General features: G+C 19.2%; 14 protein-coding genes and 3 tRNA genes. 13 read left to right on the plus strand and 4 right to left on the minus strand.

What is annotated here, in order from left to right; translation table 11 throughout:
- Nucleotides 1-11: 11 nt before the first annotated feature.
- Nucleotides 12-97 (minus strand) — tRNA-Leu (locus M3Y47_RS00680).
- A gap of 49 nt (nucleotides 98-146) precedes the next feature.
- Nucleotides 147-219, minus strand: a tRNA-Cys gene (locus tag M3Y47_RS00685).
- 216 nt (nucleotides 220-435) lie between these two features.
- Between M3Y47_RS00685 and M3Y47_RS00690 the strand changes: the two genes are divergently transcribed.
- Nucleotides 436-520 (plus strand) — tRNA-Ser (locus M3Y47_RS00690).
- A 318-nt stretch (nucleotides 521-838) separates the two neighbouring features.
- On the opposite strand, the gene M3Y47_RS00695 is transcribed toward M3Y47_RS00690, so the two are convergent.
- On the minus strand, nucleotides 839-1711 hold the full coding sequence (locus tag M3Y47_RS00695) for a hypothetical protein (protein WP_252839570.1): 873 nt from the start codon (nucleotides 1709-1711) through the stop codon (nucleotides 839-841).
- 681 nt (nucleotides 1712-2392) lie between these two features.
- On the opposite strand from M3Y47_RS00695, the gene M3Y47_RS00700 reads away from it, so the two are divergent.
- Nucleotides 2393-3085: a hypothetical protein gene (locus tag M3Y47_RS00700; protein ID WP_252839571.1), complete on the plus strand. Its 693-nt coding sequence runs from the start codon at nucleotides 2393-2395 to the stop codon at nucleotides 3083-3085.
- A 289-nt stretch (nucleotides 3086-3374) separates the two neighbouring features.
- Here M3Y47_RS00700 and M3Y47_RS00705 read toward each other — a convergent pair whose 3' ends face one another.
- Nucleotides 3375-4604 (minus strand): ribonuclease E/G, encoded by a 1230-nt coding sequence (locus M3Y47_RS00705; RefSeq protein ID WP_252839572.1) that lies wholly within the window; start codon nucleotides 4602-4604, stop codon nucleotides 3375-3377.
- Between the two features lie 97 nt (nucleotides 4605-4701).
- On the opposite strand from M3Y47_RS00705, the gene M3Y47_RS00710 reads away from it, so the two are divergent.
- From M3Y47_RS00710 to M3Y47_RS00760, 11 genes are all read left to right on the plus strand, one after another.
- Complete coding sequence (locus M3Y47_RS00710; protein ID WP_252839573.1) at nucleotides 4702-5646, plus strand: RluA family pseudouridine synthase; 945 nt, start codon at nucleotides 4702-4704, stop codon at nucleotides 5644-5646.
- A 126-nt stretch (nucleotides 5647-5772) separates the two neighbouring features.
- Nucleotides 5773-5949, plus strand: coding sequence for a 50S ribosomal protein L32 (gene rpmF, locus M3Y47_RS00715; protein WP_252839574.1), 177 nt, complete (start codon nucleotides 5773-5775; stop codon nucleotides 5947-5949).
- 30 nt (nucleotides 5950-5979) lie between these two features.
- Nucleotides 5980-6870 carry an acyltransferase domain-containing protein gene (locus M3Y47_RS00720; RefSeq protein WP_252839575.1) on the plus strand — a complete coding sequence of 297 codons (891 nt, stop codon included), beginning with the start codon at nucleotides 5980-5982 and terminating at the stop codon, nucleotides 6868-6870.
- Nucleotides 6871-6894: 24 nt separating this feature from the next.
- A complete protein-coding gene (fabG, locus tag M3Y47_RS00725; RefSeq protein ID WP_252839576.1) occupies nucleotides 6895-7629 on the plus strand; it encodes a 3-oxoacyl-ACP reductase FabG in 735 nt (244 codons plus the stop codon).
- A gap of 33 nt (nucleotides 7630-7662) precedes the next feature.
- A complete protein-coding gene (locus tag M3Y47_RS00730; protein ID WP_252839577.1) occupies nucleotides 7663-7896 on the plus strand; it encodes an acyl carrier protein in 234 nt (77 codons plus the stop codon).
- 165 nt (nucleotides 7897-8061) lie between these two features.
- Nucleotides 8062-8724, plus strand: coding sequence for a dTMP kinase (tmk, locus tag M3Y47_RS00735; protein WP_252839578.1), 663 nt, complete (start codon nucleotides 8062-8064; stop codon nucleotides 8722-8724).
- Entirely contained in the window at nucleotides 8690-9670 is a 981-nt protein-coding gene (locus M3Y47_RS00740; protein WP_252839579.1) for a DNA polymerase III subunit delta' C-terminal domain-containing protein, read from the plus strand. The genes tmk and M3Y47_RS00740 overlap by 35 nt, the downstream gene beginning before the upstream one ends.
- A gap of 27 nt (nucleotides 9671-9697) precedes the next feature.
- Nucleotides 9698-9943, plus strand: coding sequence for a TatD family hydrolase (locus M3Y47_RS00745; protein ID WP_252839580.1), 246 nt, complete (start codon nucleotides 9698-9700; stop codon nucleotides 9941-9943).
- A 32-nt stretch (nucleotides 9944-9975) separates the two neighbouring features.
- Complete coding sequence (locus M3Y47_RS00750) at nucleotides 9976-10482, plus strand: TatD family hydrolase (RefSeq protein WP_252839633.1); 507 nt, start codon at nucleotides 9976-9978, stop codon at nucleotides 10480-10482.
- A 64-nt stretch (nucleotides 10483-10546) separates the two neighbouring features.
- Entirely contained in the window at nucleotides 10547-11986 is a 1440-nt protein-coding gene (gene ptsG / locus M3Y47_RS00755) for a PTS glucose transporter subunit IIBC (RefSeq protein ID WP_252839581.1), read from the plus strand.
- A 58-nt stretch (nucleotides 11987-12044) separates the two neighbouring features.
- A complete protein-coding gene (locus tag M3Y47_RS00760; RefSeq protein WP_252839582.1) occupies nucleotides 12045-12386 on the plus strand; it encodes a histidine triad nucleotide-binding protein in 342 nt (113 codons plus the stop codon).
- Nucleotides 12387-12574: the final 188 nt, after the last annotated feature.

The raw sequence follows: 12574 nt of genomic DNA on the forward strand, positions 1-12574 counted from the left end.
TATAAAAAATTTACCCGAAGCGGGACTTGAACCCGCAAAGTTATAAATAACCGAGGGATTTTAAGTCCCTTGTGTCTACCAATTTCACCATTCGGGCATTTTTAAAAAATATATAAATAATCTAATATGTATAAAATAAATTTTTCAGGTGCACCTCGGAATCGAACCGAGTTATACGGATTTGCAATCCGCTGCATAATGCCAATCTGCCAATGCACCAAAAATTTTTTTTATTTTTTGTATTTTTTTAAATATACTGATATAGTATAACAAATATTGATAAAATTTCAATAAATCTTTTTTTTTAAAATAATATTTTTAAAAAAAAATTTATTCCAATATATGCGCATATTTTTGACATAATAAAAAATAGACTATATAATAATATATGATTATTTAAAAATATTTTTTTAAATAATTTTATATTTTATAAAAGGAGGGGTGGCCGAGTGGTTTAAGGCAGCGGTCTTGAAAACCGCCGACAAGAAATTGTCCGAGAGTTCGAATCCCTCTCCCTCCAAAAAAAAAAAAAAAAAACTAAAAAAATAGAATACCAAACGAAATTATATTAAAAAATAAAATTTATTAAATTTTACTCATCAAATTCTAATCTTTTTTCCCTCTTTTTCGTATTTATAAAAATTTTATTTTATTATTTATAAAATTTCTTAAAATAAAAAAATTTCATAAAATTTAAAAAAAGAGAGAAAAAATTAATTTCTAATACACTTCGTGTTCTTTATTTTTTATATTTTTTTATAGAAATAAAAAAATTTAATAGTTCAATCCATAAAAATTTTATTCTAAAAAAAAAGATATTTCATTGTAGAAATACCTATTATATAGTCCAAAAAAGATTGATTTTAAAAGAAGGATTAGGGAAAGTCTTTTCTTGTGGATTATTATTAATAAATAATTTTTTTAGTTCGATGCTAGCTGAAGCATATTTGTTAAATTTATATTCTATACCACATGCTAAAACTGGATGAAAACCTTGGCGCTGAAATTCTACTTTTTGAACAAAATTATTATACTTTGTGATATTTTCAACTATATTTACAGATACACCACAACGAGCATATAAATCTACATGATATCTCGTAGGACATGAAAATTTTGTTGATAAAGAAAAAATATTATTAAACTTTTTCTTTACAGGTTCAAAAAAAATTTTTTTCTGTAAAAGAAAATTTTTTCTATTTTTTGTGACAGTTTCTGAATTAGACTGTTGAGATTTTTTTTCTGGAGAAGGAATTTTTGCATCAACAGATTTTGGTATATTTTTATGAATATTATTTTGGTCTACATCGTCTTTTGCAAATTCTTTTTCTATGTCATCATCATTTTTTTTATTCATGTTTCTGACATATTTTTTTTGTTCTTCTAAACTATTTACATTTACATCATTTGATTTATTCTTAATATTCTTATCTTCATGTACTTCATTTCGCCCTTCATAACTCAACTCTATTGAAATACATGAGTTATATCTATGATCCATAAAAAGTCTAGATATTTGTTCCTGAGAATAACTTTTTGTATCTGTATTCTTTTTTTTTATTAAAATATTATTAATAGGATTAAAAATTTTTTTTTCAATATTACATTGTGCTACATAACGAAATAAATGATCAGGATTTTTTTCAGATGCATGTGCTACAGAACAAAAAGTACCTAATAAAAATGATAATGCAAGATATTTTTTTTTCATTCAAAACTCCATAACATAAGTTATTAAGTAATTTTAAATTATATTGAAAAAAAATTATTTATATTTAAAATGTATTAAACATTTTTTTAAAAAACTTTTTTAAAATATATTTTATGAATTCTAGTTTTCTAAAAATTATTCTTTAATTAAGAGTATTATACAATAAAATTGTAAGCTTATAAAATATATAAAATTAAAAATCTATTTCTTTAAAAGAGAATATATTAATATTTATTTTTCTAATCAATAATCTTATTAGATTAATAGAAATTTTTTTATTTTATTGTACACTGAAATTACATATATAATATAATAATTTTTTAAAAAATATCAATTTTATTTCACAAAAATACCATACATTCTTTATAATAACAGTATTCATATATTTAAAAAAAATTATAGAAAAATAAGATATAAAAAAATTAATCAAGATAATTTAATTTTTTTTAATCTTAAACAAAAATAACATTTTATTTTATAAAAATATTCTATAAAAAATACATTTCAAATTTTTTAAAAAGAGATATAATATGTTGTGATTCAAAAATTTTTTAACTCAATATTTTTTTTAAAAAAATATTTTATAAATATTTTAAAAAAAAGAAAATAAATTTCATCTATATATTTTATATTCTCTATATAAAATCATAAATGAAATAAATAAAATAAATAGGTTGAAAAATGAATATAATTCCATTTAAATGTATTTTAAACAATTTAAATACCATTAACTGTTCTGAAAACCATCAGAAAAAAGAAATTTTTTCAACAAACAAAATAAATAGTAATTTTTTTAATTTCTTTATAGAAAGACTTGAAAAAAAAAAATTATATGGAAAACAAAAAAACAAAATTTCTTTTCAAAACCCTCAAATTCAATTTAATAAAAATAATACTCCACTTTTTTCTTATCAAGAAATTACAACAAAGCAAGAAAATAATTCACGTACTTTTAATTATACACTCTTTAAAGATAAAGATGTTTTAGTTAAAATTCCAAAAATAATTTTAGAAAAATCACCTATTATTATAGGAGCAAGCTTTCCAGTAGATGTAGAATCAGTACGTGTAATTATTTCAGATCATCAAAGAAACATTATTTTTCAAAAAGATCTTGGTCCAGCTAAAAAAGGTGAAAATATATTTAAAATTAATTCTCAAGAAATTGATAAAAAATATTTTAGTAAAGATAATAAAAATCCAAAAACATATCATTTGAGTATTGTAGCAAAAACAAGTACTACTATTGTGCCAAATATAATTTTTACAAAAGGACATGTCAAAGATGTATTTATTTCTTCTGCCAATGATGTGTTTTTAAACATTGATGGATTAGGAATATTTTCATTATTAGATATTATTCGAATTTTATAAATTTTAAAATCTACTTGATATAAAAATATTTTATAAAAAGTAAAAAAAATTTTTTAAAATTCAAAATTTCTAAAGTAAATAATTTATACTGAACTTAAAATTTATTATTGGTACTTAAAATAAAATATTTAAATAAGAAAAAATTTAAGTATCAATAATAAAATTATTCAAATCAGAGAGAATTTAAATATTTATTAAAAAAATAATATTTAGAAAATTCATTTAGAAAATTTTTATTTATTTTTGTAAATCAATATAGAAATTTATTAATATTATAAAAAATAAAAAATTATTTTCGGAATAAAAATAATTTTTTAATTATTTTTTTTTTTACTATGTATGATAAATTATAAATTTTTCTTCTCGAAATTTCTAATAATCCAAATTTCGAAATTTTTCCTATGATAATTCTAGAAAATTCTTTTTTAGCATGAAATTTAAAATTTTTTTCTACTATTTTTTTATTTATTTTTTTTCTCATAGAAATAAAATCTATTATTATAATTCCTCCAATATCTTTTAATCGGATTTGTCTAATTATTTCAGGAATAATGAAAAAATTTATATTAAAAGCTGTATTTTCAAGCGTATTAAAATTCTTAAGAGAAGAAGAATTAATATCTATTACAGTCAAAGCTTCAGTAAAATCAATATATAAAGATATGTTAGATGATAATTTTATTTTTTGATCAAAAATAGCAGAAATTTTATTTTGCAAATTGTAATAATGGAAAATAGAAATATTTTTTTTAAATAATTTTATCTTATTAAGATAATCTAAAAGATTAAATAAAATAAGAAAACTTTTTATTCGTATAAAAAAAATGTTATTATCAATAATAATTTGAGATATTTTATAACAAATTATTTCTCTTAGTAAATTTATAAAAATATTATCTATTTGCAAGCTTTTTAATAATAAAATATTTTTTCTATTTTTGCATATTAAATTCCATTTTTTTATTTGTATCGTACAATCTTTTTGTAATTCTTGTATTAACTTTCCAGAAGCAGATGTACGCAAAATTATTCCCATATTTTTTGGAATTTTTAATAACTTTATTAAAAATTTTAATTTTTTACGTTTTTCTCCTTGAATTTTATTAGATATTTTTCTTATATGAGGTTTATTTATAATTAAAATAACATATACTCCTAAAAGAGTAATAAATGTAGTTAATAATCCTCCTTTATTTTTTTTTTCTAATTTTAATATTTGAATTAATATTTTTTTTTTATTTTTTATAAAATAATTTTTATCTAATAAAAAAAAATTTATTTTTATATTTGAAAATAATTTTTTAGAAATATTTTTAAAAGGTAATAAACCTAATTTTTTTCCTCCATAATCTACAAAAATAGCTTCTAAACTATGTGAAATTTTTTTTAAACTACATAAGTAAATATTGTTTACAGATTTGAAACTCATTTTATTTATATTAATATTGTATATTTTTTTTTTTTTTACTATAACAAAAAAAATTTCTTTTGTATTGACTTTAATAAACATTTTTTTCATTTAAATCCTCTTAATATAATTTAATAAATTTTTTTTTAATATTAAATATTTTAAATATAAATATTAATAATAAAATTTTTTATATAATGGATATCTTATGATTTTAAAAACAACAAATCTATGTTTTATTAAAATTCATAAAACGCATCTTTATCAAAGAATAGATAATTTTTTAATAAAAAAATTTAAAAATATTCCTAAAAGTAAATTGTATAATATAATTAGACGAGGAAAAATAAGAATAAATAAAAAAAGAGTAAAACCCAAATATAAATTAAAAATCGGAGATATAGTTAAAATCCCTCCTTTAAAAATTCAAAAAGTAAATTCTCGAAAAAAAAAAATTGATAAAAAATATTGTAAAATTATATTAAAAAATACTTTATATGAAGATAAGCATATTTTAATAATTAATAAAATCTCAGGAATTTCTGTTCATGGAGGTAGCGGAATTAATTTTGGAATTATTGAAATTTTAAGATTATTAAAGCCGCAAGAAAAATATTTAGAATTAATTCATCGTTTAGATAGATATACTTCTGGAATTTTAATGATTGCTAAAAAAAAATCCTCTTTACTATATTTTCATAAAAAATTTAGAGAAAAAAATATTCAAAAGGAATACATTGCTATTGTACATGGAAATGTATTTTTTAAGAAAAAAACTGTAAATAATTTTTTATTAAAAAAAAATGTTTTAAATAAAAAAAAAATTGTAATTGTAAATAATACAGGAAAACTATCTAAAACAATTTTTATAAAAAAAAAAACAACATTAAATTTTAGTTTAATATCTATTGTCCCTTGCACTGGAAGAATGCATCAAATCAGAGTTCATGCTGCATATATAGGTCATCCAATTGTTTTTGATGATAGGTATGGAAAAAAATTTTTAGATAAAAAAATCATGTTTAACAAAAATAATAATCTTTTATTGCATGCAAAAAAAATTACTTTTATACATCCTATATCTAAAAAAAAGATCACTATTTCCGCTCCTTTAGATAAAAAATTTAAAAAAATTATTAAAAAATTATTTTAAATTTCTCCTTTTTTTAACAAAAAAATTAAAATATTTTAATATTTTTGAAAAGAAAATTTATTTCTTGAATAATATTTGAAATTAAATATATAATAATAAAAATTATTATGCATAATAGGAAAAAAAATGGCAGTTCAAAAAAGCAAACCTACAAGATCAAAAAGAGGAATGCGCCGTTCTCATGATTTTTTAAAAAAAAAAAATAATATATCAATAGATAAAACTACAAATGAATTTCATATTAGGCATCATATGACAAAAAAAGGATATTATAAAGGAAAAAAAATATTATTTAATAATTAATTTTTTAAACATTATATTTAAAAATAAAAAATGATTAAATTTGCAATGATATTTCCAGGTCATGGATTTCAAAATTTTAAAATTATAAAAAAATTACATAAAAAATATACTATCATTCAAAAAACTTTTTCTAAAGCTTCTGAATATTTAAATTGCAACTTATGGAAAAAATTTCTAAAAAACACATACCAAAAAAACAAATATCAATATTTCTCGCAAATAGAAATTTTAATAATCTCTATATCTTTATACAAGTTATGGAAGAAAAAAATTGGCATATATCCTTACATAATGACAGGACATAGTTTAGGGCAATATTCTGCATTAGTATGTAGTAATGTTTTAACTTTTTCAGATGCTTTAAAAATAGTTTACTATAGACAAAAATTAATGAAAAAAAAAATAGGAATAATGTATGCTGTAATAGGACTAAAAGAAAAAATAATAACAGAAATTTGTCAAAATTTTGGTAATAAAAATTTTTTTATCGCCTGTATTAATTCTCATGATCAGATTATTATTACCGGGAAAAAAAAATATTCCAAAAAAATAATTTTTCAATGTAAAAAAAATGGCGCTAAACATGTCATTAAATTACCAATAAAAAACATTTCTCACTGTCCATTAATGAAAGAAATTAAAGAAAAAATGTTTTCTAAATTTTCTAAAATTAATTTTCATCAACCAAAAAATTTCATTATGGATAGTACTTTAGTAAAAATTTTATATAAACCTCAAGATATTAAACATGCATTATTTAATCAAATTTGCAAACCAGTTTATTGGGAACATACAATAAACTTTTTAATTTCTAAAAAAATAAAATATTTTTTAGAAATGAATACAGGAAATTTTTTAACAAAATTAAGTAATAATAAAAAAAAATATCATGCATTATATATAAAAAAAATTTTTTATTAATAAAAAATTTTTATAAGAGTAATTATGAAAAAATTTAGAAAAAATATATTAATTACCGGAGCTAGTCAAGGAATAGGAAAATCTATTTTAAAAAAATTTTTAAAAAAAAAATATAAAATTATCGGAACCTCAAGAACAAAGAAAGGAGCTTTAAAAATTCAAAAAAAAATAAAAAAAAATGGTTACGGAATGGTTTTAAACGTTAAAAATTTTCAATCAATTAAAACTTTTTTAAAAAAAATAAAAAAAAAAATTCCGAATATAGACATATTAATTAATAATATAGGAGTTATTTCAGATAATTTGATAACAAAAATGTCTTATGAATCTTGGAATCAAATAATTCAAATAAATTTAACATCTGTTTTTTATATTACTAAAAAAATAATAAAAAAAATGATTCAAAATCGTTATGGAAGAATTATAAATATAGGATCTATTTCTGGATTCATAGGAAATCCAGGACAAATTAATTATTCTGCTTCTAAATCAGGATTAATTGGTTTTACTAAATCTTTAGCTCTAGAAGTTGCAATGAGAGGAATTACTGTAAATTTAGTTTCTCCTGGATTTATCAAAACAAAAATGTTAAACACTCTTACAAAAATACAATTACGTAAATGTCTTAAAAAAATTCCTATGAAAAAATTTGGAAAACCTCAAGATATTGCAAATATAGTTGAATTTTTAGCATCCAAAAAATCATCATATATTACTGGTCAAACTTTACATGTTAATGGAGGAATATGTATATTATAAAATTTTTTAAAAATTAAAATTTTAGGAAAATTTATGAAAATAGGTAAAGAAATTAAAAAAATTATTATGAAATGTTTATCTTTAAAAAAAAAAATTAAAAAAGAACAATCTTTTAAAAATGATTTAGAAGCAGATTCATTAGATATGATTGAATTAATTATGACAATAGAAGATAAATTTAAAATAAATATTTCTGATATAGAAATGGAAAAAATTGATACAGTTCAATCTTTGCTTTTTCTTGTGAAAAAAAAATTTAAAAAATAAGATTGTTTATAATTTAAAAAAAAAAATTATTAAAAAAATTTTTTTTAAATAAATAATTAAAAATATATGTATTATAAAAAAAATTAGAAATAATAATTAAAGAAAATATTTTTTCTATAATTGGAAAATAAAATTAATATAAAAAAATTACATATTGAAATTTTTATGAAAAACAAATTTATCGTTATAGAAGGATTAGAAGGTGCAGGAAAAACTACTATTTGTAAAAAAATAAGAAATTTACTTTTTTACAAAAAAATAAAAAATATAATTATTGTTAGACAACCTGGTGGTACATATATTTCTGAAAAAATTCGAAAAATAATAAAATCTGAAAATAAAGATGAAAAATTAAATATTTATGCTGAATTATTATTATTATATTCAGCTCGTTTACAACTTATGGAAAATATTATTTATCCTAAATTTAAACAAGGTGCTTGGATTATTTCTGATCGTCATAATTTATCTTCTATAGCTTATCAAGGTGGAGGAAGAGGTTTAAATCAAAATTTAATAAAACAACTCACGAAAATAACTAATAATTTTATTAAACCAGATTTAACAATATTTTTAGATGTTCATCCTAAAATTGGTATAAAAAGAGCTATTTTAAGAAAAAAATTAGATAGAATAGAAAAAAAATCTATTAATTTTTTTAAAAAAGTAAGAAAATGTTATTTAAAATATTTATCTTTTCAATCTAAAAAAATAATTATTAATGCAAATTCTACAATTAAGCAAGTAAATAAAATAATTAAAAATAAATTATACAAATGGTTAAAAAACCAAGATGAAACTGTATCCATGGCTGAAAAAAAAATATAAAAAAATAATTTTGCAATATTTAAATAAGAAATTACACCATGCAATTATAATTCGTTCTAATATTTACATAGGATCGAATAAATTGATATTTTTTCTATGTAAAAAAATTCTCTGTACTAACTCTAAAAACTTATTTAGTTGTAATGAATGTCAACACTGTAAATTAGTAGAATCAAATAATTATCCAGATTTACATATTATTAATACAGAAAATCATAAAAAAACTATCGGAATTGATTATTTTCTAAGTTTTATCAATCAAGTTTATAATACTTCAAAATTAGGAAAAAAAACTATAGTTTGGATTTCTAAAACTCATTGCTTGACAGAAGCAACCGTAAATTCTTTTCTAAAAATTTTAGAAGAACCTCCATTAAATACATTATTTTTTTTAGAATATAATAGTTTCTTCAAATTAAAAAAAACATTAAGAAGTAGGTGTATTATCTATGATATACATCCTCCTTCCCAAAAACAAGGAATTATTTGGTTAAAAAAAAAAAGTAACACATTTTCTACCAAAAATTTACTTATATCTTTAAAATTATCAGAAAATTCTCCTCTCTTAGCTAAAAAAATTCTTTATAGTTCTTTATGGATAGAACGAAAATTTTTTTTTAAAAAAGTTAAAAAATCTATTAAAAAAAAAAATTTATTAAATTTATTAAATTATTTTCCAAATCATACTAAAAAAAAAGTTTTTTGGATTTATTCTTTAGTTTTAGATACCATAAAATTTTATTATGATAAAGATTTAAAATTAATTAATTCCGATCAAAAAAAACTAATAAAAATAATACAAAAAAAAAATAAAATTAAAGATTTGTATATTATAATAAATTCATGGAAAAAATGCTTTTTTTGTCTAAATAATATTGCTAAAGTTAATAAAAAATTTATTTTATTAGAACCATTAATTCTTTGGGAAAATATTTTTCATTTTTAATATTTTAAAAAAATACAGAGGAAAGCCATGTTCTTAATCGATTCACATTGTCATCTTAATAAAATTCATAATAATAAATCTCAAAATAAAATTTTAAAGACACTTAAAGAAGCATATAAAAAAAAAATAAAAATGATATTATCCGTTGCAACTTCTATAAAAGATTTTCAAGATATGCAAATCTTGTATAAAAATATTCCTTATAATATTTTATATTCTTGCGGTATACATCCATTATATTGTTGTAAAAAAAAAACTCTTATAAAAAATTAAAAAAATTATCACAACATAAAAAAGTAATTGCCATTGGAGAAACTGGATTAGATTATTTTTATAAAAAAGAAGAATCTAATTTACAAATAAAATCACTTTATCAACATATATCTATTAGTAAAAGTTTAGAAAAACCATTAATAATACATTCTAGAAACTCAGGAAAAGATATATTAAAAATTTTAAAATCAGAAAAAAAAGGATTTTTAAAAGGAATTTTTCATTCGTTTAATGATAATTACGAAATAGCAAAGAAAATATTAGATCTCGGTTTTTATATCTCCATTTCTGGAATGATTACATTTAAAAATTCTATTCAACTGCGTTCCGTATTAAAAAAAATCCCTTTAAATCGTTTACTGTTAGAAACTGATTCTCCTTATTTAACTCCTGTACCTCATAGAGGGAAAAAAAATAAACCTTCTTATATTGAATATATCGCAAAATGTGTTTCTGATATTAAAAAAGTTAGTTTAGAAAAATTAATTTATATTACAAAAAAAAATTTTTTTAAATTATTTAAATTAAAAAAAATATAAATAAATTTTTTATTTTTTTGATTAATTTAATTTTATTAATAATTTTTTGTCAAAAGGTTAAAATATGTTCAAAAATTCATTTGCCAATCTTCAAAAAATTGGAAAATCTTTAATGCTCCCAGTATCTGTTTTACCCATTGCTGGAATTTTATTAGGAATTGGATCAGTAAACTTTACATTTATTCCTGATTTTTGTTCAAAAATTATGGCAGAAACAGGGGGTTCTATATTCTCAAATATGCCATTAATTTTTTCTATCGGAGTATCATTAGGTTTTACAAAAAATGATGGAGTTTCAGCATTAGCTGCAGTTATATCATATAATATTATGAAAAAAACTACTCATTTAATGATTCCATTTTTTTCTCATAATTCATTTTTTATTAAAGATTCTATAAAAAATTTAAACGATACGGGAATATTAGGAGGAATACTTTCTGGAGCAGTTGCAGCTTATTTATTTAATAAGTTTTATAAAATTCAATTACCAGAATATTTAGGATTTTTTTCTGGAAAAAGATTTATTCCTATTATTTCAGGACTATCATCTATTATATTAGGTTTAATATTATCTTTTATTTGGCCTCCTATTGGTTATGTTATACAAAAATTTTCTATTTGGGCAGCATATCAAAATCCCATTATTGCTTTTGGAATTTATGGATTTGTTGAACGTGCATTAGTTCCATTTGGATTACATCATATATGGAATGTCCCTTTTCAAATGCAAATTGGAGAATATATAAATAAATCTGGACAAATTTTTCATGGTGATATAGCTAGATATATGGCAGGAGATAAAAGTGCTGGAATGCTTTCTGGAGGATTTATTTTTAAAATGTATGGATTACCTGGTGCTGCTTTAGCAATTTGGAAAACTGCAAAGAAAAAAAATAAAACAAAAGTAGGTGGAATAATGATTTCTGCTGCTTTAACTGCGTTTCTTACAGGAATTACAGAACCGATTGAATTTTCTTTTTTATTCGTTTCACCTTTTTTATTATATCTTATACATGCGATATTATCAGGACTTGCTTTTTCAATATGTATTTTTTTAAAAATGACAGCAGGAACAAGTTTTTCTCATGGATTAATAGATTTTATTTTATTAAGTGGAAATAGCCATAAAATTTGGCTTTTTCCAATTGTTGGGATTTTTTATACATTTTTATATTACATTATATTTTATATTTTAATAAAAAAATTTCATTTAAAAACATTAGGAAGAGAAAAAATTTTTAATAAAACATCAAATCAAAACATAGATATTAAAATACCAAAAATTATAAAATATTTAGGAGGTAAAAATAATATCACGAATATAGATGCATGTATTACTAGATTACGAATAACAGTAATAAATTCTCATTTAATAAATAAAGAAAGTTTAGAATCTTTAGGAGCATCAGGAGTTTTTATTTCTGGTTCAGGTATTCAAATAGTCTTTGGAACAAAATCAGATTATATTAAAACTTTAATAGAAAAATATATTAAAAAAAATTAAAAAAACAAAAAAAAAATAAGAAATAATTCTTTAAAAATATTGGAAATAAAAAAATTATATGAATAAAAAAAATATTTTTGAAAACATTTTAAAAAAAAAAATTCCTGCAAATATTCTTTATCAAGATAAAAAAGTAACAGCTTTTACAGACATTTCTCCAAAAGCTCCTGTACATATTTTAGTTATTCCCAATTTTTTTATTAAAAATCTTAATGAAATTAATAAAAAAAATTTAAATATCTTAAGTCATATGATGTACGTTTCAATTAAACTTGCTAAAATAAATAATATTCATGAATCAGGTTATAGAATAATAATAAATTGTAATAAAAATAGTGGACAAGAAATTCAATATCTACATATTCATATACTAGGAGGAAAAAAATTAAAAAAAATATAAAAAAGAACATAAATAATAAATAAATAATTGTAATAAGTTTGTAAGAAATTTATTTCTTACAAACTATTACAAAAGAATTATTCTTTGATAGAAAAAAATAATAGAACTTCTATTCTTTATATGAATTTTTTATAATTCATAAATAAAACTTTTTAATAAAATTCTATGCTGTATTTAAAAAATATTTA

Source organism: Buchnera aphidicola (Sipha maydis) (genome assembly GCF_024029855.1).
GTDB lineage: Bacteria > Pseudomonadota > Gammaproteobacteria > Enterobacterales > Enterobacteriaceae > Buchnera_J > Buchnera_J aphidicola_BI.